The sequence below is a fragment of the Arthrobacter sp. MMS18-M83 genome, assembly GCF_026683955.1.
GTDB lineage: Bacteria > Actinomycetota > Actinomycetes > Actinomycetales > Micrococcaceae > Arthrobacter.
The window spans coordinates 4,346,560-4,369,052 of the sequence record NZ_CP113343.1 but is presented as its reverse complement, the minus strand read 5'-3'; the positions used below and the strand labels follow the sequence as shown (position 1 = coordinate 4,369,052).

At 63.3% G+C, this 22,493-nt stretch carries 23 protein-coding genes and 1 other RNA gene; 9 read left to right on the top strand and 15 right to left on the bottom strand.

The features are described 5' to 3' along the window. Positions 1–85 precede the first annotated feature (85 nt). Positions 86–658, top strand: a complete 573-nt coding sequence (gene def / locus OW521_RS20635; protein ID WP_268021377.1) for a peptide deformylase — start codon at positions 86–88, stop codon at positions 656–658. Positions 659–661: 3 nt separating this feature from the next. Next, a complete protein-coding gene (locus OW521_RS20630; protein WP_268021376.1) occupies positions 662–1,528 on the top strand; it encodes an acyltransferase domain-containing protein in 867 nt (288 codons plus the stop codon). Here the strand turns inward: OW521_RS20630 and OW521_RS20625 are convergent. From OW521_RS20625 to rnpB, 4 genes are all read right to left on the bottom strand, one after another. Next, positions 1,512–2,312: an HNH endonuclease family protein gene (locus tag OW521_RS20625; RefSeq protein WP_268021375.1), complete on the bottom strand. Its 801-nt coding sequence runs from the start codon at positions 2,310–2,312 to the stop codon at positions 1,512–1,514. The two genes, OW521_RS20630 and OW521_RS20625, sit on opposite strands and share 17 nt — an antisense overlap. A gap of 136 nt (positions 2,313–2,448) precedes the next feature. After that, positions 2,449–2,658 (bottom strand): hypothetical protein, encoded by a 210-nt coding sequence (locus tag OW521_RS20620; protein WP_268021374.1) that lies wholly within the window; start codon positions 2,656–2,658, stop codon positions 2,449–2,451. Positions 2,659–2,744: 86 nt separating this feature from the next. Next, complete coding sequence (locus OW521_RS20615; RefSeq protein WP_268026024.1) at positions 2,745–4,205, bottom strand: glyceraldehyde-3-phosphate dehydrogenase; 1,461 nt, start codon at positions 4,203–4,205, stop codon at positions 2,745–2,747. A gap of 281 nt (positions 4,206–4,486) precedes the next feature. After that, positions 4,487–4,878, bottom strand: an RNA gene (rnpB, locus tag OW521_RS20610) — RNase P RNA component class A. A 92-nt stretch (positions 4,879–4,970) separates the two neighbouring features. On the opposite strand from rnpB, the gene OW521_RS20605 reads away from it, so the two are divergent. Beyond that, positions 4,971–5,735 carry a YaaA family protein gene (locus OW521_RS20605; RefSeq protein WP_268021373.1) on the top strand — a complete coding sequence of 255 codons (765 nt, stop codon included), beginning with the start codon at positions 4,971–4,973 and terminating at the stop codon, positions 5,733–5,735. Between the two features lie 69 nt (positions 5,736–5,804). On the opposite strand, the gene OW521_RS20600 is transcribed toward OW521_RS20605, so the two are convergent. Beyond that, complete coding sequence (locus OW521_RS20600) at positions 5,805–6,542, bottom strand: zinc ribbon domain-containing protein (protein WP_268021372.1); 738 nt, start codon at positions 6,540–6,542, stop codon at positions 5,805–5,807. A gap of 189 nt (positions 6,543–6,731) precedes the next feature. After that, positions 6,732–7,649 carry a Nif3-like dinuclear metal center hexameric protein gene (locus OW521_RS20595; RefSeq protein ID WP_268021371.1) on the bottom strand — a complete coding sequence of 306 codons (918 nt, stop codon included), beginning with the start codon at positions 7,647–7,649 and terminating at the stop codon, positions 6,732–6,734. A 147-nt stretch (positions 7,650–7,796) separates the two neighbouring features. On the opposite strand from OW521_RS20595, the gene msrA reads away from it, so the two are divergent. From msrA to epsC, 3 genes are all read left to right on the top strand, one after another. Next, positions 7,797–8,321, top strand: a complete 525-nt coding sequence (msrA, locus tag OW521_RS20590; protein WP_268021370.1) for a peptide-methionine (S)-S-oxide reductase MsrA — start codon at positions 7,797–7,799, stop codon at positions 8,319–8,321. 75 nt (positions 8,322–8,396) lie between these two features. Beyond that, positions 8,397–9,332: a cysteine synthase A gene (gene cysK / locus OW521_RS20585; RefSeq protein ID WP_268021369.1), complete on the top strand. Its 936-nt coding sequence runs from the start codon at positions 8,397–8,399 to the stop codon at positions 9,330–9,332. A gap of 50 nt (positions 9,333–9,382) precedes the next feature. Further along, on the top strand, positions 9,383–9,967 hold the full coding sequence (gene epsC / locus OW521_RS20580) for a serine O-acetyltransferase EpsC (protein ID WP_268021368.1): 585 nt from the start codon (positions 9,383–9,385) through the stop codon (positions 9,965–9,967). Here epsC and OW521_RS20575 read toward each other — a convergent pair. Both OW521_RS20575 and gndA read right to left on the bottom strand, forming a co-directional pair. After that, positions 9,964–10,797, bottom strand: coding sequence for an oxidoreductase (locus OW521_RS20575; RefSeq protein WP_268021367.1), 834 nt, complete (start codon positions 10,795–10,797; stop codon positions 9,964–9,966). The two genes, epsC and OW521_RS20575, sit on opposite strands and share 4 nt — an antisense overlap. A 176-nt stretch (positions 10,798–10,973) precedes the next feature. Then, the gene (gndA, locus tag OW521_RS20570; protein WP_268021366.1) at positions 10,974–12,410 is read right to left on the bottom strand and encodes an NADP-dependent phosphogluconate dehydrogenase; all 1,437 of its coding nucleotides are present in this window, start codon (positions 12,408–12,410) and stop codon (positions 10,974–10,976) included. A 233-nt stretch (positions 12,411–12,643) separates the two neighbouring features. Here gndA and OW521_RS20565 point away from each other — a divergent pair, with 233 nt between their 5' ends. Then, a complete protein-coding gene (locus OW521_RS20565) occupies positions 12,644–13,372 on the top strand; it encodes a FadR/GntR family transcriptional regulator (protein ID WP_268021365.1) in 729 nt (242 codons plus the stop codon). A gap of 41 nt (positions 13,373–13,413) precedes the next feature. Here the strand turns inward: OW521_RS20565 and OW521_RS20560 are convergent, their stop codons facing one another. From OW521_RS20560 to OW521_RS20550, 3 genes are read right to left on the bottom strand one after another with little or no spacing between them, the layout of a single operon-like run. Further along, positions 13,414–14,487 (bottom strand): L-idonate 5-dehydrogenase, encoded by a 1,074-nt coding sequence (locus OW521_RS20560; RefSeq protein ID WP_268021364.1) that lies wholly within the window; start codon positions 14,485–14,487, stop codon positions 13,414–13,416. Further along, the gene (locus OW521_RS20555; protein WP_268021363.1) at positions 14,487–15,257 is read right to left on the bottom strand and encodes an SDR family oxidoreductase; all 771 of its coding nucleotides are present in this window, start codon (positions 15,255–15,257) and stop codon (positions 14,487–14,489) included. The genes OW521_RS20560 and OW521_RS20555 overlap by 1 nt, the downstream gene beginning before the upstream one ends. 14 nt (positions 15,258–15,271) lie before the next feature. Next, a complete protein-coding gene (locus OW521_RS20550; RefSeq protein WP_268021362.1) occupies positions 15,272–16,183 on the bottom strand; it encodes an NAD(P)-dependent oxidoreductase in 912 nt (303 codons plus the stop codon). Between the two features lie 71 nt (positions 16,184–16,254). Between OW521_RS20550 and OW521_RS20545 the strand changes: the two genes are divergently transcribed. Continuing rightward, positions 16,255–17,322: a D-2-hydroxyacid dehydrogenase gene (locus OW521_RS20545; protein WP_268021361.1), complete on the top strand. Its 1,068-nt coding sequence runs from the start codon at positions 16,255–16,257 to the stop codon at positions 17,320–17,322. Positions 17,323–17,987: 665 nt separating this feature from the next. After that, positions 17,988–18,344: a hypothetical protein gene (locus OW521_RS20540; RefSeq protein ID WP_268021360.1), complete on the top strand. Its 357-nt coding sequence runs from the start codon at positions 17,988–17,990 to the stop codon at positions 18,342–18,344. Positions 18,345–18,427: 83 nt separating this feature from the next. On the opposite strand, the gene OW521_RS20535 is transcribed toward OW521_RS20540, so the two are convergent. From OW521_RS20535 to OW521_RS20520, 4 genes are all read right to left on the bottom strand, one after another. Beyond that, entirely contained in the window at positions 18,428–19,783 is a 1,356-nt protein-coding gene (locus tag OW521_RS20535) for an MFS transporter (protein WP_268021359.1), read from the bottom strand. A 155-nt stretch (positions 19,784–19,938) separates the two neighbouring features. Further along, complete coding sequence (locus OW521_RS20530; RefSeq protein WP_268021358.1) at positions 19,939–20,736, bottom strand: IclR family transcriptional regulator; 798 nt, start codon at positions 20,734–20,736, stop codon at positions 19,939–19,941. 292 nt (positions 20,737–21,028) lie between these two features. Further along, positions 21,029–21,553, bottom strand: a complete 525-nt coding sequence (locus OW521_RS20525) for a methyltransferase family protein (RefSeq protein ID WP_268021357.1) — start codon at positions 21,551–21,553, stop codon at positions 21,029–21,031. 96 nt (positions 21,554–21,649) lie between these two features. Continuing rightward, positions 21,650–22,432, bottom strand: a complete 783-nt coding sequence (locus OW521_RS20520) for a GntR family transcriptional regulator (protein ID WP_268021356.1) — start codon at positions 22,430–22,432, stop codon at positions 21,650–21,652. Between the last annotated feature and the right edge of the window lie 61 nt (positions 22,433–22,493).

Here is a 22,493-nt window from a genome sequence, read left to right as displayed (position 1 = left end):
TGGTTATCCAGTGCGGCCTTTGCTTTGTCCGGGCCAATTCCGGCCATCCAGTCTTCCAGACCCGAGAACCAGGGGAACACCTGACATGACCGTCCTGCCAGTCACCATCTGGGGCGAGCCCGTGCTCCATCGCCGGGCGAGCGAGGTCGAAGTGTTCGACGACGAGTTGCGCACCTTGATTGCCGACATGTTCGAGACGAACGAAGCCGCCAACGGCGTAGGACTGGCCGCACCCCAGGTGGGAGTCGGCAAACGGATCTTCATCTTCAAATATGCCAATGACGACGACGCTCCCGACGAGGGCGTCCTGGTGAACCCGGTTCTCACCCTCTCCAAGATCCCCGGCACGCTTCCGGATCCGGAGGAAGACGTAGAAGGCTGCTTGTCTTTCCCAGGGGAGCATTACCCCCTGCAGAGGGCCGAGTGGGCCCGCGTCCAAGGGTTCGACGGCTACGGCAAACCTGTGGATTTCGTGGCGACAGGTTGGTTCGCCAGGGTGATGCAGCACGAATTCGACCATCTCGACGGCAAGCTCTATGTGAATCGCCTCGTTGACCGTTATGCCAAGAAGGCCCTGAAGCAAGCCAAGAAGAACGGCTGGGGAGTCCCCGGCCTGACCTGGATGCCGGGCGTCGATCCGGATCCTTTCGGGCACTGACTGATGAGCGGCATCGCGCAGGACGAATTGTTCAGGCTCCTCGACATCCGCGGCGAGGACGTCTTGGCGTGCGCGGCGCTGCTGGCGTCACCGCCCGGAGACGGAACACGACGGGCTCTTGCCGTCCTGGACGCCCGTCTGGGCGCCTTTCCCACCGAGTCCGCTCCGGCGGACGGCTGCACGGAAACAGACTGGATCGAGGCGCTCCTCCGCTTTGCGCCAGTGGTCAACAGCCATCACCTTTCCCTCGGCATCCCGCCGGAATCTTCGGCCGCGATCCTCGCCGACGTGGGACTGAACCTTCGCATCAACCGACGGGTTCACGGACGCTTCGGCCTGGACACGTGGGCCTGGCTGACGCTGCACATGGCTGGAAACATCTTCCGGATCGGCCGCTTGCAGTTCCACCTTGTCCGCAGCAACACAGCAGATCACTCCGATGCAGACGACCAGTGGATGCTGGGCGTTCATATTCCGGAGGATGGAGGCATCTCCCCTTCCTTCGTGGACGCGAGTTTCAACCACGCCCGGGAGTTCTTTGACCGCTACTTCCCGGACAAAGCCGTTGCCGTTGCGAGCTGCGACTCCTGGATGCTGGACCCCTATCTTGCCCGCAAACTGCCGGACAGCAACATCGCCGCATTTGCCCGCCGGTTCACCCTGGACCGCTGTTCTGATGCCCCGAGCGACGCTGTCTACTTCACCTTCCGGCACCGGGACATGGAAAACCTTGCCGGGCTGCCTCGTGAGACGTCGCTTCAGCGCGTGGTCCTGGAAAGGATCGACGACGGCGGGGTCTGGCAACTTGGTCACGGCCGCTTGGCGCTTCCTCCGTCGCCCGGGAACTATACCGCTACTCCATCGCCCTGATGGTCTGCTGGCCCGGACACGAGTCCAGGACGCGCTTCATGGCGTCTTTCTCGGCTTGGGTGACCCAGAGCCGGTACGCGGCCTTCACGGAGATCTGCCGGGCCACGTAATGGCAACGAAAGCCCTTGTTCGCGGGCAGCCAGCTTGCGGCGTCGCTGGCACTCTTCTTCACGTTGGCGGCGCCGTCGACAGCAATGAGGTTGAGGGGATCGTTGGCGAGGCTTTGACGTTGCTTCGCAGTGAGCTGTTGGGCACCCTTCTGCCAGGCATCGCCGAGGGCGACCACATGGTCGATCTGCACGGCCGAGCTGCTTTCGGATCCCCTGCGGAAATGGATGTCCTGCCCGACGTAGGGTTCGCGGAGCTCTCCAGACGCAACCCTGCATTTGGAGCCGGCAGTGAACTCCGCTGCCGTAAGATCCCGCCTCAGGATGTCGTTCCGGGTATCGCAACCGTTCCGGTCGACGTCGAGCCACGCCTGGCCGAATTCGTTGCGGTCGTAGTTGTCTTTGACTGCACGCCCCTTCACGGGCAGCGTCTCCAGCGCATCGACAGCTGAATCGACGGGGACCGGCTGCACGGGTTCCACCGGCCTCATCCAGGAAGGGTCGAAGACGGGCGCTTCCGTGGGTCCATTGCCCGGGGCTTCAGCGACGGCGAACTGGCCAACGGTGAAGAACCATGCAACGCCGCCAAGCGCACCCGCGATCAAGACAATCAGCAGCACCCAGGCCTGACGGGACTGGCGGCGGCCACGTCGATATGCAGCCCAAGTGGTGCTCAAGGGACGGGATCCTTTCGAGGAGGAATACGTCCCTTGAGACTAGGTCAGGGCACCGACAACCGGCCCGGATATCCACAGTGTGGAGGACAAGTCACTGCCTCGGAACAATCTCAGCGCAGGCAACTCGAGCAACCGGTTATTGCTCCCTGGTGACCCGCTTCAGGTCTTCGGCCGCGAGCTGAAGAAGTGACTCCAGTTGGACAACGCGGTCCTCAGCGATATCCCCCGCCGCGAATGCCACCTTGGCTTGGTCAAGCAGGCGCTGGGCTTCCTTGAAGTTGGCGCGCGCCACGTCCAGTGCGTGTTCCAGGGTTGTGTCATGTTCCAGAATCTTTTCGCGTTCCATGCGTCCATTCTGGTCAGGTTTCCCGGCTGATACCAGCGCATCAGCCGGGAAACCTGTGTGTCTTTTCTGGCCTAGGCCGGAAGCTGCTAGACGACGGCGGGCTCCAACGACTTGTTGGGCTCCACCTCAACAGCGACGCTGCGTGCCGGGAAGGACGGCGGGTTCACGCCTGCCATTTCTTCCATGACGCGCACTACCTGGCAGGAGTAGCCGAATTCGTTGTCGTACCAGACGTACACAACGAGGTTCTTGTCGTTGGAGATGGTGGCCAGACCGTCCACGATGCCTGCACGGCGCGAGCCGACGAAGTCGGTGGAGACCACCTCGGGAGAGTCAATGAAGTCGATCTGCTTCCGAAGCTCGGAGTGCAGGGACATCTCGCGAAGGTAGTTGTTGACCTCGTCCTTCGTGGTTCCCTTTTCCAGGTTCAGGTTCAGGATGGCCATCGAAACATCCGGCGTGGGAACGCGGATCGCATTGCCGGTCAGCTTGCCCTGCAGTTCCGGAAGGGCCTTTGCCACGGCCTTGGCCGCGCCGGTTTCGGTGATGACCATGTTGAGTGCGGCCGAACGTCCGCGGCGATCGCCCTTGTGGAAGTTGTCGATCAGGTTCTGGTCGTTCGTGAACGAGTGAACGGTTTCCACATGGCCGTGGATGACGCCGAACTTGTCGTTGAGTGCCTTCAGCACCGGGGTGATGGCGTTCGTGGTGCAGGAGGCTGCGGTGACGATCTTGTCCGTGTCCTCGATGGAGGAATGGTTGATGCCGTGGACGATGTTCTTGAGATCGCCCTTGCCCGGGGCCGTGAGCAGGACGCGCGCGACGCCCTTGCTCTGCAGGTGCTGGGAGAGGCCTTCGGCGTCGCGCCAGCGGCCCGTGTTGTCGACCACCAGGGCATCCGTGATGCCGTACGCCGTGTAGTCAACGGTTGAGGGGTTGTCCGAGTAGATCACCTGGATCTGGACGCCGTTGGCCGTGATGGTGTTGGCTGCCTCGTCCACGCGGATGGTGCCCTCGAAGGAACCGTGCACGGAGTCGCGCCGCAACAGGCTGGCGCGCTTGACGAGGTCATTCTCGGCGCCCTTGCGGACCACGATGGCGCGCAGGCGCAGTCCGTGGCCGCCACCGGCCTTTTCGATCAGGAGGCGGGCCAGGAGCCGGCCGATGCGGCCGAATCCGTAGAGGACGACGTCGGTGCTGGTCCGGTCGTCCGCGCCGCGGCGTCCAACAACCTCGGCAAGTTCGGCGCGGAGGAAGTCCTCCAGCGGCGTGCCCGGAGCCTCGGCCTTGTACTTCTCGTTGAGGCGCGCGATGTCGATCGCCGCGGCGCCGAGTTCAAGCTCCGCGAGGGTGTTGAGCAAAGGCGCGGTTTCCTCGAGCAGGAGCTCGTCTTTGCTCATCCGGCGCGCAAAACGGTGGGCTTTCAGGATGTTCATGGACGACTTATTGATGAGGCTGCGCCCGTGAATGCTCGTGACCACGTTGTTTTCACGGTACAGCCGGCCGATCACCGGAATCATGGCCTCGGCCAGCGCTTCGCGGCCCATCCACGTATCAAGACAAGAATCTGATGACTGGCTCACAGAACTACCTTCCTAGGGTCAGCTACATACGTCCTCGTACGTAGATGGCTGCCGCCCGGAGTAATCCTGCGGCACCGGCATCGGCGGGACTTCGGTCTGCCCGGACACCTCGAACGTTGCAAAGAAAAACCGCCGGCTGCGAACGCAGAACCGGCGGTGGAACTTCTACGTTCAGTGTCCATTCTAAGGTCTGGCACGGGAGGCTTTGGCAGCCGGGACGCGTGAAATCACTCACACAGGCCGAGTGGATGGGTTGACCGATACGCCGGGTTCTGTCCTCCCCCGCCGTTGCCGGCGAAAGGGTGGCGGCCATCCATCTACGAACGCCGTTGCCGACGCCCTCCAGCGGCCTACCCGGACACTCGGGCGAGCAGCCCTCGATCGTGCCCTGTCTGGCCTTGCTCCGGGTGGGGTTTACCTAGCCTCCCTGGTCACCCAGGGAGCTGGTGGTCTCTTACACCACCGTTTCACCCTTACCCGCCAGTTGCTCGTGCAGGCACGAGCAACTGCGGGCGGTCTGTTCTCTGTGGCACTGGCCTGCGGGTTACCCCGAGTGGGCGTTACCCACCACCCTGCTCTGTGGAGCCCGGACGTTCCTCGAGCCACTCACGTGGCGCGCGACCGCCTAGTCAACCCATCCGCCCTACAGTCTACCGGCGTCGGGCCCTCTGCACTGCCGGACTGTGCTGACCCGACAGGTGCAGCCGGCATTACCGCTAATATCGACAAGTGCTGATTCTCCTGCCGCCTTCCGAAGGCAAGACCCCCGCTGCCAAGGGCCCCGCCGTCGAATGGGAGTCACTGAGTTTTCCCGAACTCAACAGCTACCGGGCCAAAGTGCTCGACGCCCTGGGCTTGGTCAGCGCGCACGAGGACGCCCTCGCCTTGTTGGGCGTGGGCGCGTCGTTGAAGGATGACGTCGAACGCAATACCCGGTTGCACGCAGAACCGGCCGCGCCCGCCCACCAGGTGTATTCAGGAGTTCTCTACGACGCTCTTGGGTACAAGACCCTGACGCCTGCGCAGCGCCGCAAAGCCGCGGAGTCGATCCTCGTGGTGTCCGCCCTGTGGGGCGCCATTGGCTTCGGCGACCGGGTGCCCGCCTACCGCTTGTCCATGGGAACCGCATTGCCCGACGTCGGGCGCCTCGCCTCATTCTGGAAGCCGCAGCTCACGCAGGCCCTTGCCTCGCGGGTGGAGGGCGAGCTGCTGGTGGACTGCCGCTCCAGCACCTACGCTGCGGCCTGGGCTCCGCCCGCGGCGCAAACCGTCTCCGTCAACGTCTTTTCCGAGACGAACGGGAAGCGCACCGTCATCAGCCACTTCGCCAAGCACACCCGCGGCGAACTGGCCCGGCATCTGCTGAGCCGTCGGGGCAAGGCTCCGGCAACCCCGGAACAGCTGCTTAAGGCCGCCTCGGAATTCTGGACCGCGGAGTTGACGGAAGGCACGGCCCGCAAGCCGCACACCCTCAGCATCATCCTCCCCAACTGACTGGCAGTAGGTGTCGTTTTGACGGCTGAAAACGACATTAACTGCGAGCTAGTTGGGCGGGAGAAACGGTTAGTTCCACTCGGCGGAGCGCACCAGGATGCAGCCGGAATCGGGGCAGAAGACAATCTCATCCTCGGCGGCGGCCTTGACCTCGGCAAGATCGCCGGGGCTGAGCGTCATCCCTGAGCCTTCGGACTTGCCGTGGAACAGCCTGGCGGCCCCCACACCGCGCTTGGCGAGGGTCTTTTCGTAGATAGCCAGCATCCCGGCGTCGAGCCCTGCGGCGAAACCGGACCGCTGCGCGCGCACGTCCGTCTCCTCGGCGACGATCTCGGCAATCGCGGCGTCCAGCTCGGCACGGATCCCGGAGAAGGAGCCTTGGATGTCATCAACGATCTGCTGTTGGGCGACTTGGCGCTCTCTCAGCCCGTCCAGGCGTTCGAGGATTTCCAGTTCGACGTCCTCAAGATCGGAGCGACGCTTGTTCAGTGATGCAATATCGCTCTGCAACGCAACGAGATCCTTGGAGAGGCCGGTGCCGCTGTTCAGCCTGGCTTCGTCCCGCTCAATGCGGCTAGCCACTTGCTCGACGTCTGCCTCAGACCTGCGCAGCTCTGTTTCGGCGTCGTGGACGGCAAGTTTCGCGGTCCCGAGCGCCCCGTTGGCGACGCTGAGGGCGTCCTGAAGATCGGTGATGCGGGGGTCGGTCTCCAGAGTGCGGCGGCGGTTGGCCAAGGATTTGAGCTTCGCGTCCAACCCCTGCAGTTCGAGCAATTTCAACTGTTCCGCCGGTGCTGCCTTGGCCACGCTTACCTCCGCTTGATCGTGCCGGGGAAGATATCCATTCCCGGCCAGGCTCTCAGGCCTGTTTGTCTCGACTCTAGCGCGTAGCGTGCTCCCCTGCCTCGCTACATCCCCACCGGCTCCCAAACCTCGCTTCGCTCGGTGTGGGTCCCTCGCCGGGGTGGGCCCTGGGATGGAGCTCGCACGCGGGGCTTAGCCGGGAGTCAGAATGAAGTCCCAGGGATCGCTATTGGTGGAAGCGACCCGGATCTCGACGTCGTGCCCTTGGTCCGCGAGCACGTTGCCGAGCGCTTCGGCCGCGGCGGGCAGCCATAGCCACTCGCTCGCGAAATGGGACACGTCAATAAGGTACGGCCTGCCGTCAACAGCAGCTTCGCGCGCTTCCGACGCCGGGTGGTGGCGCATATCCGCAGTGACGTAGATGTCAGCTTGGCTCGCCCGGACAGCATCGAACAGACTGTCGCCGGCGCCGCCGCATACAGCAACACGCCGTACCAGTCCGTCCTTGTCCCCGGCTACACGCACTCCCCCAGCTACCGAAGGCAGAATCTCGAACACGCGCGCCGCAAAATCGCCGAGGGTCATGAGTTCCGGAAGATCCCCGACCCGGCCGATGCCCTCTTCCGGCAGTCCGTGGGCAGCAGGGGCCAGTGGGACAACATTGTCCAGTCCGAACGCGTCCGCGAGAACATCCGAAACACCCCCGACGGCGGAATCTCCGTTGGTATGCACGGTCAGCAGGCCTGTACCTGACTCGATGAGCCGGTGGACAGCGAGGCCCTTGGCGCTCGTCGCAGCCACCGAGGTGACGCCCTTGAGCAGCAAGGGATGGTGCGTGACGAGGAGCTCGGCACCCCATTCAATGGCTTCGTCAATGGCGGCAAGGGTGGGATCCACGGCAAACAAGACCTTGGTGACCGTCGCAGTCGGCCGCCCCACCACCAGGCCCACCTCGTCCCATTCCTCGGCGAGGGACTCAGGCCAGAGCTCCTCGACAGCCAGCAAGACCTGACCAAGCGTGGGGGTACTGGTTCCTGAAGTTCCGGCTGTACCGTCTTCCGGCTCTTCCCCGGATCCTGTATCTGCAACCGCGGTGTTCACAGCTTCCATGCACTACATTCTTGCGCATCCGGTGGCCATCACGCGCTTGCGGCAACCGAACTATCTGAGTTTGCCCGCCGGTGGCGGGGTCTCCGCCGTCACACTCCCGTAAGGTTGTGCGGGAATCATCCAGGGCTCCCGGCCATTGAAGAGATCATGAAAACTTTTGTACTTGGCGGAGGCTGCTTCTGGTGCCTCGATGCTGTTTACCAGAAGACCAAAGGCGTCAGTTCCGTGGTTTCCGGCTACACGGGAGGGCACATCCGCAACCCCGACTACTACGATGTCTGCTCCGGTATGACGGGCCACGCAGAGGTGGTAGCTGTGACTTTCGATGAGGACGTTATCCCGGAGGAAGTCATCCTGGACATGTTCTTCGCCCTGCACGATCCCACCACACTCAACCGCCAAGGCTACGACGTCGGGACCCAGTACCGTTCCTCGATGTTCTACACAACCACGGAAGAGAAGATCCTTTTCGAAGAAGCCATCCTTCGGAACCAGGAACTGTGGTCCAAGCCGATTGTGACCGAGGTCAGCAGGCTGCCGGAATTCTATGAGGCCGAGTCCATCCATCAGGACTACTACGCCAAATTCCCGGAGCAGGGCTATTGTCAGGTGATCATCAACCCCAAACTCGCCAAGGCCCGGAAATATTACTCTTCGTGGCTTCGCGCGTAGCAGCGTGTAACACCGCTCGTTAGGCTGACCTCAGCAGTAGCTATTTCAGCGAATCCAGAGAATAGGCATGATTACATGGCACGGATCTACGACGACGTCACCCAGCTGATCGGCGGAACCCCCTTGGTCCGCTTGAACCGGCTCACCGAAGGCTTGGAAGCCACGGTTGCAGTGAAGCTGGAGTTCTACAACCCCGCCAATAGCGTCAAGGACCGTATCGGCGTCGCCATCGTCGACGCTGCCGAGAAATCCGGAGCGCTGAAGCCAGGTGGCACCATCGTTGAGGGGACCTCAGGCAACACTGGCATCGCACTTGCCTTGGTCGGCGCGGCACGCGGCTACAAGGTCATCCTCACAATGCCGGAAACCATGTCCACCGAGCGCCGCGTCATGCTGCGCGCCTACGGTGCTGAGATCGTCCTGACGCCCGGCTCGGAAGGCATGCGCGGCGCGGTCGAAAAGGCAAAGGAGATCGTGGCCAACACGGAGAACTCCGTTTGGGCCCAGCAGTTCGCCAACGAGGCAAACCCGGAGATTCACCGCACCACTACGGCCGAAGAAATCTGGGCGGACACCGACGGCGGAGTGGACATCTTCGTCGGCGGCGTCGGCACCGGCGGTACCATCACCGGCGTCGGGCAGGTCCTGAAGGAGCGCAAGCCGGAAATCCAGATCGTGGCCGTCGAGCCGAAGGACTCGCCTATCTTGAACGGCGGAGCCCCCGGCCCGCACAAGATCCAGGGACTTGGCGCGAACTTCATTCCGGAAATCCTGGACACCAACGTCTACGACGAGGTTCTCGACGCGACCCTGGAGGACTCCGTAGCCACCGCACGCGCCCTCGGCACCAAGGAAGGCATCCTTGGCGGCATCTCGGCCGGCGCAGCCGTCTGGGGTGCCCTGGAGCTCGCCAAGCGCCCGGAGAACAAGGACAAGCTCATCGTGGCAATCGTCCCCGACTTCGGCGAACGTTACATCTCCACCGTGCTTTTTGACGATATTCGCGGCTGATTGCAGACCCTGCGCAACCGCCTTCCTTCATTTCCTGTAGAAAGGTCTTTGTGAGCTTCTTCGCAAGACTTATGGAGGACCTCGAGGCCGCCCGGTCACATGACCCGGCGGCCCGAGGCTCCTTTGAGAACTTTTTTGCGTACTCCGGACTGCATGCCATCTGGGCGCACCGCTTGACGCACAAACTGTGGCAGAACCCTGACCTGCGCTTTCCGGCACGGCTCATTTCGCAGCTTGCCCGGTTCCTGACCGGAATCGAGATCCATCCCGGTGCGACCATCGGCCGGAGGTTCTTCATTGACCACGGCATGGGCGTGGTGATCGGTGAGACCGCCGAGATCGGCGAAGACGTCATGATCTACCACGGCGTGACGCTGGGCGGCCGCTCACTGGCCAAAGTCAAGCGCCACCCCACCATCGGAGATCGGGTCACGATCGGAGCCGGGGCGAAGGTCCTTGGCCCCATCACCATCGGCGCCGACAGCGCCATAGGCGCCAACGCCGTCGTGGTCAAAGACGCACCGCCCGAGTCGATCATCACCGGCGTTCCTGCAACGTGGCGGCACCGCGATGCCAAGAGCGAAACCAAGCCCGCCGTCGACCCGGCCGAGTACTACATCGAATACCGGATCTAGGCAGCGAAGCGCTTGTAGGCGCTCCAAAAAACCGTGTCGAAAGCCCTGTCCGGAAGAATCCTGCGCAACGCCAGGATGGTCCAGGCTCCCCTACCCACTGGGTAGCGGGTCCTGGGCCGTCGCGCTCTGGCAGCATGTGCGATAGCGCTCGCGACGGTCCGGGGGTGCGTCGACAGTGCCGTCCCTGACGTCGAAGCCAAGGCGGCCGCGACAACGCCTGCCTGGTCCCGGTAGGGTCCATGTCCAGACACCGTGAGCAGGCTCTCCCCGGCGATGGTGCCCCATTCTGTGTCGGTTCCGGCGGGCTCGATGATTGCGACGTCGATGCCGTGCGGCTTGAGCTCAAGCCGCAGCGAATCACTGAGGCCCTCGACGGCGAACTTGGTTGCGTGATACCAGGCGCCGAGGGGTTCATACATCTTGCCGCCGATCGAGGAGACATTGATGATCCTGCCTGAACCCGCGGACCGCATCACGGGAATCACGAGCTGGGACATTCGGGCGAGACCGAAGACGTTGACCTCGAACTGGCGCCTGCCCTCGTCCAGCGGTACCTCTTCCAGCGCGCCATAGGACCCGTACCCGGCGTTGTTGACCAGCACGTCGATCCGTCCCTGCTCGGCCATGACAAGGTCCACAGCAGCCTTCATGGACTCTTCGACGGTGACATCCAGGGACAACACCTTGATCCCATGGGCTTTGAGGGGCTCCATCTTCTCGACCCTCCGCGCCCCGGCGTACACCACCATCCCTGCCTTGCTGAGCTTGATAGCGGCTTCGAACCCGATTCCTGTTGACGCACCTGTGACAAATGCGACGCGTTGCGGCATGGATTGCTCCTCGTCTGGGGGGTGTAATCGCGCACGGCCCGCCTACGGCAAAGGCCGGCGCCTCCCACAGTATCGGGGAAGTGCCGGCCTTTGTCAGGTGCAAAGTGGGTCAAAGAGTGGGGCAGCAGGGTCCCTACGTGGCGACGGAGTCGACACGAAAGGGCCTGCCCCAATCTCTAGTGCGTGTCGACTGCCGAGATCTCGGACTTGTCTTCGCCCCACAGGGTGTGGAAGGTGCCCTCGGCGTCAACGCGGCCGTAGGTGTGCGCACCGAAGAGGTCACGCTGTCCCTGAATGACCGCTGCAGCGAGGCGCTTGCGGCGCAGCCCGTCGTAGTAGGCCAGCGAGGAGGAGAACACGGGAACCGGGATGCCCAGCTGGACCGCGGTTGCCACCACGCGGCGCCATGCCGGAAGCGCGCCGGCGATCGCCTTGGTGAAGGCCGGGGCGAACAGCAGGTTGGCCGGCTTCTCTTCGGCGGCGTAGGCGTTGGTGATTTCCTTCAGCAGCTCGGCACGGATGATGCAGCCGCCGCGCCACAGCGAAGCGATTTCATCAAGTTTGAGGTCCCAGCCGTACTCCTTGGCAGCGGAGGTCAGCATGTCCAGGCCCTGCGCGTAGGAAACCAGCTTGGAGGCGTACAGCGCCTGGCGGACGTCCTCGACGAAGTTCTCGGGAACGTCGACGGCGATTTCCTCGCCGGCGAGGAGCTCCTGGCCGATCTTGCGCTGCTCTGCCTGGGAAGACAGGGCCCGCGCGAAGACGGACTCCGCGATGCCGGAAACCGGGGAACCGAGTTCGAGGGCGGAGATGACCGTCCAGCGGCCGGTGCCCTTCTGGCCGGCAGCGTCCACGACGACGTCGACGAACGGCTTGCCGGTCTTGGCGTCGACGTGGCCCAGGACCTCGGCGGAGATTTCGATCAGGAAGGAAGCGAGTTCGCCCTTGTTCCATTCGGCGAAGATCTTGGACTGCTCGGCGGGCTCGATGCCCGCGCCGGAGCGGAGGAGATCGAAGGCTTCACCGATGACCTGCATGTCGGCGTACTCGATGCCGTTGTGGACCATCTTGACGAAGTGTCCGGCGCCATCGGTGCCGATCCAGGCGCAGCACGGCTGGCCGTCAACCTTGGCGGAAATCTTCTCGAGCAGCGGGCCCAGGGCGTCGTAGGACTCCTTGGAACCACCGGGCATGATGGAGGGGCCGTTGAGGGCGCCCTCTTCGCCGCCGGAAACACCGACACCCACGAAATGCAGGTCCTTCTCGGCCAGCGCGGATTCGCGGCGGCGGGTGTCCTCGTAGTGGGAGTTGCCGGCGTCGATCACGATGTCACCGGGCTCCAGCAGCGGAACGAGCTGGTCGATGACGGCGTCAACCGGCTTGCCGGCCTTCACCATGATCAGGACGCGACGGGGCTTCTCAAGGGAGTCCACGAGTTCCTGGAGGGTTTCCGTGCGGATGAAGTCGCCGTCCGTGCCGTGCTTGGCCAGCAGGGCGTCGGTCTTCTCGACGGAGCGGTTGTGGAGGGCAACGGTGAAGCCGTTGCGGGCCAGGTTACGGGCCAGATTGGCGCCCATCACCGCGAGGCCGGTGACACCGATGTGTGCTGACATCAAAACTCCAATTCGTTCTTGTGCATTGAGTCCTGCTGGAAGCGAGGAAACGCTTTCCAAAGCAGTAGCTGGAATAAACCATACGTATTCGGACCGTGTCTGGGAAAGTTTCGCCCACGTTTCGGAAGCGTCCGCGTCACAAAAGAGTCTATGTTGCGAGCCCGCACTGTGGGGAGTTGCCCGCCGTCCGGTCTGCCGGTAACGCCGCGGTCAACGCCACTATGCTTACAACTATGTCAACCAGCCTCCACTTCCGCGCCGTCGAGCATCTGGGTACCCGGATCGTCGGCGGCAGGCTTCCCACGGGTCATGTCATGTTGGCCGAGCACCTCGAGGAGGAGCTCAAGGTGTCCCGCTCGGTGGTACGCGAGGCGGTCAGGGTGCTGCAGTCTTTGGGACTCGTGGAAACCATCAAGCGCGTTGGCATCCGGGTACTTCCGGCGCACCGCTGGAATCCGTTCGACCCGCTGGTCATCCGCTGGCGGTTGGCCGGAGAAGGCCGCGGCGCACAGCTGCGCTCCCTCGCCGAACTCCGCTCCGCCGTCGAGCCCATAGCCGCTGAACTGGCCGCGGAGAACGCTCCGGAATCGCTTCGGAGCGAGCTGTTGGAAATCTCCCTGGCCATGCGTGAAGCAGGCCGTGCGGGCGACATGCCCACCTTCCTGGACCTGGACATCCGCTTTCACGCGCTGGTGCTGTCCGGTTCCGGCAATGAAATGTTCGCAAACCTGATTGGTCAGGTCTCGGAAACCCTCACCGGCCGGACGGTCCACGGGCTCATGCCCGAACATCCGAAGGAAGCGGCCTTGCAATGGCACCTGGACGTAGCCCAGGGCATCAGCGACGGGGACGGCGACAAAGCCCGCGAGGCCTCGTCCAACATCATGCGGGAGACAATCGCGGACTTGTCACCTAGCTGGGAAGGCCAGCCACGGGTGTTTGTTCCAGTCGAGCGGCGCTGACGGCTGACCCGCCAGCACCGCTCGATTGATTGCCCGGGCGGCTAGGCCGCAGGCTGGAAGTTCAGGAGGACCTTCCCCGATTCGGCCGAGTTCTTGGCCACCTCGAAGGCCTCCAAGCCACGGTCCAGCGTGAATTCGTGCGTCACCACCGGATCCACGTAGAGCGAGCCGTCCGCAAGTGCGGCAATAACGTCGTCGATCTCATCGTTGAAGCGGAATGAGCCGAGCAGTTCGAGCTCGCGGGTGATGGCCAGCGAAATGAAGACCGGCTGCGGGCCCGAGGGCAGCAGCCCGACCATGACCACCTTGCCACCGCGCACGGCGCCCTTGATGGCCGATGCCAGTCCGTGGTGGCTGCCGGAGGACTCGATGACTACGTCTGCCTCTACCGCTGCGATAGCCCCGGAATCATCGCCTTTCAGGACCTCGTCCGCACCCACTGCGCGGGCGATCTCAAGAGGCTTGTCGTGCATGTCGACAGCCACGATCCGGGACGCCCCTGCACGTTTGAGGACGGCAACTGCCAGCGCCCCGATCGGGCCGCTTCCGATCACGAGCGCCGTCTTTCCGGCGACGTCCCCTGCTCGGGCGACGGCATGCCATGCGACACTTGCAGGTTCCGCGAGCGCCGCCGTACGCATGTCCAATGCGGCAGGAAGCGCGCGGAGCATGCGGGACGGCAGGGTGGCGTATCGGCTGAAGGCGCCGTCCGTGTGCGGGAAGCGTGCGGCACTGCCGAGATAGGTGCAGCCGGGGGAAAGGTTGGGCCGGTCTTCCGGATATTTGGCCGCGCCTGGGGCAGGGCTCGCCGGGTGGACGGCGACGGCCGTGCCGGCTTCCGGACCGCTGCCGTCGGCTGCCTGCTGGACCACCGTGCCGACGATTTCGTGGCCAAGGACCAGAGGCGCCTTGAGGATGGATTCGCCCGCCGCTCCGTGGAGCCAGTAATGCAGGTCCGAGCCGCAGATGCCACCGTAGGCGATTTCCACGACGGCCTGGTCGGGAGCCGGAGCAGTCAGGGTTATGTCCTCGATGCGAAGGTCGCCGGCCGCATGCGCGACGACAGCGGGCGAAGTCCGGGGAAGCTGAAAGCCAGCGTGCTGGATATCGCTCATTAGACGACCACCGTCATTCCGCCGTCGACGAAGATCGTCTGGCCGTTGACGAAATTGGAAGCCTCCGAGGCAAGCCACACGGCAGGACCTGCAAGATCCTCCACCGTGCCCCAACGGTGGGCCGGCGTACGGCCAAGGATCCAAGAATTGAAGTCGGGATCGTCCACGAGGTTCTGGGTCATCTCGGTGTGGATGTAACCCGGGGCGATGCCGTTGATCTGAAGGCCCGAGGCCGCCCATTCAGCGGTCATAGCGCGCGTCAGGTTGCGCAGGCCGCCCTTGGCAGCCACGTAGGGGGCGATCGTGGGACGCGCCAGGTCCGTCTGCACCGAGCAGATGTTGATGATTTTGCCGCGGCCTCGCGGGATCATGTGGCGGGCAGCTTCTCGCCCTACGAGGAAAGCGCTCGTGAGGTCGGTGGTGATGACCCGATCCCAGTCCTTCACATCGAGGTCCAGCATGGGGACGCGGTGCTGGATGCCCGCATTGTTGACCAGGATGTCGAGGGGGCCAACGTTTTCTTCAACCCAGGCAACGCCGCGGGCTGCTTCGGTATCGCTCGTGACGTCGAACGCACAGCTGTGGATGCGGCCGGGCCCGAAGTCCGCCGCCATGGCGGCTTCCGCGTCCTTGAGCCGTTCCGTATTGATGCCGTTGAGGACAACGGTGGCGCCGGCGTCGGCCAGTCCGCGTGCCAGCGCGTTGCCGATGCCGCGGCTGGATCCGGTCACGAGCGCTACGCGCCCGGTGAGATCAAAGAGTCCACTCATGGTTGTTTCCTTACTTAGTTCAAAGGGCTTAGGGAGGAGTCGCTGAAGTTGGCGATGGCCTGGCGGACAACTGCGAGGTCCTGGTCGCCAAGGCCCTGATCAATCAGTTCGCGGTAGAGTTCGACGCCGGCAGTCGCCATCGGGACGGCGGCACCGGCCACTTCGGCGCTTTCGAGTACGAACTTGAGGTCCTTGTGCATGAACTTCGCGGGACCTGTGGGCGCGTAATCCTTGGCTGCCAGGCGTGGGCCGACAATATCCAGGACCCGGCTTCCGGCGAGTCCGCCGGCCAGGACTTCGAAGAGGGCAGAAGCATCCATGCCCGAACGCTCGGCGAGTTCGGCGGCTTCCGCGAGCGCCGCCGTCGTGGTCCCGACTATCAGCTGGTTACAGGCCTTGGCCAGCGAACCGGCACCCAGGGCACCCATGCGGCGGACGGTGGCACCCATGGCCTGAAGTACCGGAAGCGTTCGCTGGAAGTCTTCTTCGCTGGCTCCCACCATGATGGCCAGCGTGCCGTCCTGCGCACCTTTGGTTCCGCCGCTGACAGGGGCATCGACGACGACGGCGTTCCCGGCACTGGCTTCATGGACCGCTCTGCCGAATTCCCGGACGGCCGTCGGCGACACGCTGCTCATAACGACCACCGTGGTTCCGGGGAGCGGTGCGGCCGAACGCCAGGAGTCGAGCAGCGGCGCGGTGGCGTGATGGATGTAGGAGAGATCTGGAAGCATGAAAATGATGGCGGGTTGGTCACGCAGTCCGGCAACCGATTCCGAACGTTTTCCGCCGAGCTTCTCCAACTCGGTCAGCGCCTCGGCCGAACGGTTCCAAGCGGTCACCTCCCAACCGCTGGCAAGGAGATTGGCAGCCATGGGGAAGCCCATGAGTCCGAGTCCCACAAAACCTACAATCTTGGCTGTCATGTCCCGTTTTCACCTCACTTCTTTGTGGTTCACATTTCAAAAACTGTTCAATATCCTAGCCTCAATTCAGTATGATGAACACTATGACGACTGATGAACTTACCATCGCGATCGCAGTCCCGCTCGAAGCTGAGCATGTGGAGCGTATCCGCGCAGTAGATCCGAGCATTACGGTGCTCTACGAACCCGAGCTGCTTCCTCCGGAACGCTTCCCGGCCGACCACTCCGGCGATCCGGACTTCAAGCGGACTCCCGAACAAGAGGAACGCTACTGGTCAATGTTGAACAAGGCTCAGATCCTCTATGGCTTCCCCAACGAGAACCCGGCCGGCCTGGCCCGCATCGCCCACAGCAACGCGCACCTGCAGTGGATCCACGCCATGGCCGCTGGTGCCGGTGGCGCCGTCAAGGCTTCCGGCCTCGACAGCGAGACTCTGCAAAAGTTCAAAGTGACTACCTCCGCAGGCGTACACGCGCTCCCGCTTGCCGAGTTTGCCGCCCTGGGCATCCTCAACGGTTTCAAGCGCAGCGCGGAACTCGCACTGGACCAGGCCGCCAAGGTCTGGCCCGAGCTGCGTACTCCCACCAAACTTGTGAACGGCTCCAGGCTGGTCATCACCGGCCTCGGTGAGATCGGCCTGGAAACCGCCCGCATCGCCCGCGCACTGGGCATGCAGGTCAGCGGAACCAAGCGCAACGTCGAGACCATCGAGGGAATCGACGAGGTGGCAGACAACCAGGGCCTCGCCGGGCTCCTCTCTTCGGCAGACGCCGTCGTCAACACCCTCCCAGGTACGCCGTACACGGAGAAGCTCTTCAACCGCGAGGTCTTCTCGGCAATGAAGCCCGGGACGGTCTTCGTCAACGTTGGCCGCGGAACCGTGGTTGATGAGGAGGCCCTCCTCGAAGCCTTGGACAACGGCCAGGTGTCCTACGCATGCCTTGACGTCTTCGCCGTGGAGCCGCTCCCCCAGGACAGCCCGCTGTGGAACCATCCGAAGGTCATGGTCTCTCCGCACACTTCGGCACTCAGCGCCGCCGAGAACCGGCTCATCGCCGAGCGCTTCGTGAGCAACCTGCGCACGTTCCTCGACGGCGGGGAGCTCCCCCACCTCGTCGACACGGTGCACTTCTACTAAACCGACACAACCCAACGCAGCGCCCTAGCGGCCTCTCCGGTGTGCCGGAGGGGCCGCTTTGCTGCACGCGCCGCGCCGATGTTCGTGGCGCTCGGCGATCCTACTGACCTTGCCCGGCAGGGCGAGCGGACGCGCAGAATTCCTCCCCGGCGTGTAACCAAAGGCCTCGGCCCGGAAACATAAGAGCTGAGCGGCGTAATCAACCCGCCATCACGCGCTTTCCAGGGGGACAGAGAACCATGAATTCCGACCGTGTCAGACTTATCAGCGCCGCGGCAACTGCGGGTCTTGCCATCAGCCTCACACTTTCCGCCTGCGGGCCCCAGCCGCGTGCGGAAAACCCAGCAGCCGGGAGTATGGCGCCGAGCGCGACGTCCACCAGGTCGTACAGCCCATCGGCCCCACCCACGAGTCCGCCAGTTCCCTCAGTTCCCTCAGTTCCAGCGACGGCGGCACCTTCTGCTGACGTGCCAGCGCAACCCGTCCAGCCGTCGCTTCCGGCCCAACCCGCGCCGAAGTCCTTCACGTTCCCCGACCGGCACATTTCCTTCTTCTACCCGGCCGGTTGGTCGGTCAGAACACAACGAGGGCCTGGCGCGGAGGGGCCTCCCTGGCAGCCCGTTCAAGCGATTATCTCTGACGGTAACGGCAGCGATCTCCTCAGAGTGTCGAGCGGCGCCTCCGGCGTGGGGTGTGCTGCGGGCCCCACCCGCCGCACCGTGTTCGACAAGGCGGCAGTTCCGGCAATGCGTAACGCCGACGGTACGACGCCCGAATTCGGTTTCATCGTGGATGACTCCGGCCATGACTGGTACACCATGGCAGTCATGAACCCCCGCAATCTGGAGGAGGGTGACGTCTCATCAGCTTGCACATGGATGGTAATGGGCAACAGTGGCGCTGAAGCCAGCGTCATCTTCAACGAGCCGCCATTCGCCAGCCGGGCGGCAGCCAAAGCCTGGATGGCGACGGAGCAGTATGCCCAGTTAAAGGCCCTCTTGATGAGCCTGAGCTACTCCTAGCGGTTGCAATGACTGCAAAGCGGCGGCCCCTCCTTGCCGGGAGGGGCCGCCGCTGCTTGCGTACGTCGAGGTACGGGACCGGCTTACTTGGCGTCCTCCAGAGACCGGAGGTCGCGGCCGGCTGTTTCCGGCGTGAAGAACGTGGTGATGTATGAAATCAGCGCCAGGACGAGCGAGTAGACCGCCAGGACCACCCAGGAGTTGCCCGTCGCAGCCAAGAGCGCAACACCAACGAGGGGCACGAGTCCGCCCGCCAGGACAGCCGACAGTTCGCGACTCAATGCCACACCGGTGAAACGGTATTGTGAGCCGAAGAGCTCGGGCAGCAGGGGGCACTGCGGGCCAAGCATCGACTGCACGCCAAGGGCGATGCCGACAACCATGACTGCCCATACGAGGGTCACGTTGCCGAGGGTCACCAGGTAGAAGGCGGGAATCGCGAAGATTGCCTGGAACAGGGCCCCGTAGCGGTAAACCTTGACGCGACCAATACGGTCTGACAGTGCGCCGAAAGTGACCACCATGACGGCGGCAAATCCGGCGGCTATCAGCAGGCCGACCGGGCCGATGAACTTGTCGCCAGGGAAGACGCCTTCCTTCACGGACATGAAGGAGATGAGCAGCGCCGAGTAGATCGAAGAGTTGCCGTTCTCGCCCATGCGAAGACCGATGCCCACCAACACATTCTTCTTGGAGTGCTTCCAGAGCTCACCCACGGGGTTCTTCACCACGTTCTTGTGCTTCTCAAGCTCCTGGAACACTGGAGTTTCCTTCAGCCTGAGACGGATGAAAACGGCCACGATGATCAGGATGAAGCTGGCGAGGAAAGGCACACGCCACAGCCAGCCTTCAAGCACGCTCTTGTTAGCCATGCCAATCAGTGCGAACGTGCCGGCACCAAGAAGGGTTCCGAGCTGGATGCCAACGAACGGCAGCGAAGCGAAGTAGCCGCGGCGCTTGGGCGGAGCAACCTCGGAGATCAGCGTTGTTGCGCCTGCCTGCTCGGCTCCAGCGCCGAGGCCCTGGATGATACGAAGAACCACGAGCAGAACAGCGCCGAGCATGCCGGCCTGTTCGAAAGTGGGCAGCAAGCCGATGGCGAAACTGGCAAGGCCCATCATGCCGATGGTCATCAAAAGGACCATCTTGCGGCCGAAGCGGTCCCCGATGAAACCGAAGAAGATACCACCGAAAGGCCGCGCCGCGAATCCGACGCCATAGGTTGCGAACGACGCGATCAATGCGCCGCTTTCACCCAAGGGTTTGAAGAACAACGGCCCGAAGATCAGGGCCGAAGCCAGACCGTAAATGTAGAAGTCGTAGTACTCCAGAGCGGATCCTACGGAGCTGGCAAGAGTTGCCCTTCGCAGCTGTTCCGGCTCAACAACTGCGCCGTCCATGTCAGCAAGCTTTGTCTTAGTACGAGTTGTCACAAGCACTCCCTCAAAAACACTCCAGACCCCCGTTGGTCTGGCGAGATAGCGTCAGCCGCCATGGCGTGAATCACTATAGTGAACAGAGTACAGTACGTTGGACAAGTTTCAAGTGGTGTAATCAGATTTAATTATGACCCCACGTCGCGGGACAAGATGACCTAGCCCATCGGGTTGCCCAGCGAGTGAGCAAGCTCCTTGAGCTCCTTCACCATCAGGGCAGCCTGCTCCTCGGAAAAGGTGGCCTTCAGGGCTGTCACCGAGAGACCGAGGCTGGGGCCGTGCGCTCCATGGGTAGGGACGGGCACGGCAAGGCAAACCACGCCAAGGGTGGATTCCTCATCCTCCAAGGCATAACCCTGTTTCCGGATGGCGGCCACCTGGGCCTTGAGCTCAGCAGCGCTGCGGAGGGACTTGGGAGTCATGACAGGAAGCTCCACATCATCCGGGAACATTGCCTCGATGTCATGGTCGTGGAGCTGTGCCAAGAGCACCTTGCCGACGGCGCTCAAGGAAAGCGGCATCTTGTCGCCAATGTTTGAGGTAAGCCGGACGGCAGGATGCCCTTCGTAACGCGCCAGGTAAATGATGTGATCGCCGTCGATCATCGCGATCCGCACTGTTTCCCCGGACAATGTCGGCGCTTGCTCGCAGAACTTGTAGAACTCTTGGACTTCATCGAGCCGGCTGAGGTATGCGGCACCAAGTTCAACCAATTTCCGGCCAAGGGAAAAATCGGCACCCGCGCGGGTAATAAGGCGGGCTTCCTCGAGGGCAAGCAGCAGGTTCGAGGTGGAGGATTTCGGAATCCCCAGCTCCCTCGCAAGGTCACTGAGTGTCAGCCGACCCGAAGGAGCCTCAGCCAAGGCGTCCAGTACCGCAGCTGCGCGAGTCACAGCCGGCGCTGGCGAGGAGCTCCCCAAGCCATCGGCGGAACGGGGGGTGCGGGAATCGGCCATGATTCTCCTTCGCAATAGTGCGTCTGGCGCAGAGTCGGCGCGTGCTGGCCAGAAGAAATGCTGCCTAGGCAGCGGAACTCCGATCCGCGGCAATCACGCTTGTTCAATCCACTGAACAAATACCATCATAGTGGCTCAGTGCTGGAAGGGGTCGTCCCGGACGTAGGGCGCGCTTCCTTTCCTTATCCAGAAATTCTCTGTATATTCATCTTTGAGCTCTCCACCGCGGCATCCCCCAATAGTCGCGGTGGAGAGTTCTTCCAATTCCCCGCGGCGCGGAACGGGTCCGACGCTAGCTCTGCTGCCAGGGCGTGAGGCGCGGCAGCCAGCGCGGGACGTTCGCGCGGTAGTCCTCATACCCGGCGCCGAACTTGCGAGCCAGCTTCGGCTCCTCATACAACCTGACGAAGGCCACCACGGGAACGGCGCCCAACGCCGCCAGGACAAACAGCTTCGGCTGTCCCAGTAAGAGGCCCTGTCCGGTTACGGCGGCCCCAATGGCCACGTAGATGGGGTTCCGCACGAACCTGTAGAACCCACTGACCACGAGGTTCTTCGGCGGTGCAAAAGGTGCCGGCGTGCCCAGTCCTTCGAGTGCGAAACGTACAAACGAATCGGTAATCACCGCCGTGCCTGCGCCAATCAGCAGGACTCCAGCGCACTGGGCAACCAGCCCTCCCGGCACGGGCTCCTGCACTTTCCAGCGGGTCACCACCCACGGCAACAGACCTGCAACGGTTGCCGGGGCGACGGCGAACACCGTGGTGCCAATGGCTGCCAGCCTCTTTTCACGCGCCGCATCTCCAGACGCTGTCATGCGACCATTCTGAACCGCCCAACGACGGGCGGCAAGCACCAGCCCACACGATTCTTGAGCAACGTTTGCGTCGCGGAAAGTTTTGGAACTCCTGATTCAGCGGATTCCGCGTCGGCGGGCAAGCGAACTGACCGACGCCGAATTGTGCACCGCGAAGGACACCGTTCCCGGCAGGAATCTGTCCTCCGACCACAGCAGGGGTACGCCTGCAGGATCGGTGGCACGGCGGATCTCCCGGAGCAGGCCCGTGCCCTCGATGCAGCCCAGGGCCTGGGCATCGGTCTGATCGGCGGCCACGACGTCGATGGTGTGCTCACTGTCCGCGAACACGACGCCGGAGGCGTCGAGGACCTCGGTATGAGAGAGGGAGTCCGCGGCCAGCCGCTCGATCGCCGCGCCGACCCTGGACGGATACACAGTGCGCTCCAGCATCATGGGGACCCGGCCGAGGAGCCTCAGCCGGAGGATCTCAGTGACCTCATCCCCGGCGTCGAGCTGGAGAACCTCCCTTTCGGCGACGGTCGCCGGGCGGACACGGCTGTGCATGGTGCGGGCGCCGGGCTCTTCCCCTTGCGCCCGGGCCCAGGCCGTGAAACTCAGGAGCTCCTGGAAACTTTGGGTCCGCGCCGTTCCCAGGACCACGCGCCGGGTCCCGCGCCGGGAGGTCACCAGGCCGTTGGCCCGCAGCAGGGCAAGAGCGTTGCGCACGGTACCCCGGGACACCCCGTACTGCTCAGCCAGGGTCTCCTCGCTGGGGAGCCGTCCGTTGTTCCCAAACTCGCCCGCCTCGATCTCGCGGCGCATATTGGCTGCCAACTTTCTGTACTGGGCGCCTTCGGCCTTCACGCGCCCACCCCGTTCTGATGCATCGTCAACCATCCCTCCACGGTACAGCGTGACCTTAAAATTCCCCGGAAAACAAAGGTTCAATGCTGAAAAT

Excerpts from the sequence above, each read along its gene's own strand:
- OW521_RS20595 (WP_268021371.1), bottom strand. The coding sequence starts at position 7,649 with ATGGAAGCTGTGAACACCGCGGTTGCAGATACAGGATCCGGGGAAGAG.
- OW521_RS20550 (WP_268021362.1), bottom strand. The coding sequence starts at position 16,183 with ATGACAGCCAAGATTGTAGGTTTTGTGGGACTCGGACTCATGGGCTTC.
- gndA (WP_268021366.1), bottom strand. The coding sequence starts at position 12,410 with ATGTCAGCACACATCGGTGTCACCGGCCTCGCGGTGATGGGCGCCAAT.
- OW521_RS20565 (WP_268021365.1), top strand. The coding sequence starts at position 12,644 with ATGTCAACCAGCCTCCACTTCCGCGCCGTCGAGCATCTGGGTACCCGG.
- OW521_RS20545 (WP_268021361.1), top strand. The coding sequence starts at position 16,255 with ATGATGAACACTATGACGACTGATGAACTTACCATCGCGATCGCAGTC.
- OW521_RS20620 (WP_268021374.1), bottom strand. The coding sequence starts at position 2,658 with ATGGAACGCGAAAAGATTCTGGAACATGACACAACCCTGGAACACGCA.
- OW521_RS20520 (WP_268021356.1), bottom strand. The coding sequence starts at position 22,432 with ATGGTTGACGATGCATCAGAACGGGGTGGGCGCGTGAAGGCCGAAGGC.
- OW521_RS20615 (WP_268026024.1), bottom strand. The coding sequence starts at position 4,205 with ATGGGCCGCGAAGCGCTGGCCGAGGCCATGATTCCGGTGATCGGCCGG.
- OW521_RS20530 (WP_268021358.1), bottom strand. The coding sequence starts at position 20,736 with ATGGCCGATTCCCGCACCCCCCGTTCCGCCGATGGCTTGGGGAGCTCC.
- cysK (WP_268021369.1), top strand. The coding sequence starts at position 8,397 with ATGGCACGGATCTACGACGACGTCACCCAGCTGATCGGCGGAACCCCC.
- OW521_RS20575 (WP_268021367.1), bottom strand. The coding sequence starts at position 10,797 with ATGCCGCAACGCGTCGCATTTGTCACAGGTGCGTCAACAGGAATCGGG.
- OW521_RS20560 (WP_268021364.1), bottom strand. The coding sequence starts at position 14,487 with ATGAGCGATATCCAGCACGCTGGCTTTCAGCTTCCCCGGACTTCGCCC.
- OW521_RS20525 (WP_268021357.1), bottom strand. The coding sequence starts at position 21,553 with ATGACAGCGTCTGGAGATGCGGCGCGTGAAAAGAGGCTGGCAGCCATT.
- def (WP_268021377.1), top strand. The coding sequence starts at position 86 with ATGACCGTCCTGCCAGTCACCATCTGGGGCGAGCCCGTGCTCCATCGC.
- OW521_RS20630 (WP_268021376.1), top strand. The coding sequence starts at position 662 with ATGAGCGGCATCGCGCAGGACGAATTGTTCAGGCTCCTCGACATCCGC.
- msrA (WP_268021370.1), top strand. The coding sequence starts at position 7,797 with ATGAAAACTTTTGTACTTGGCGGAGGCTGCTTCTGGTGCCTCGATGCT.
- OW521_RS20555 (WP_268021363.1), bottom strand. The coding sequence starts at position 15,257 with ATGAGTGGACTCTTTGATCTCACCGGGCGCGTAGCGCTCGTGACCGGA.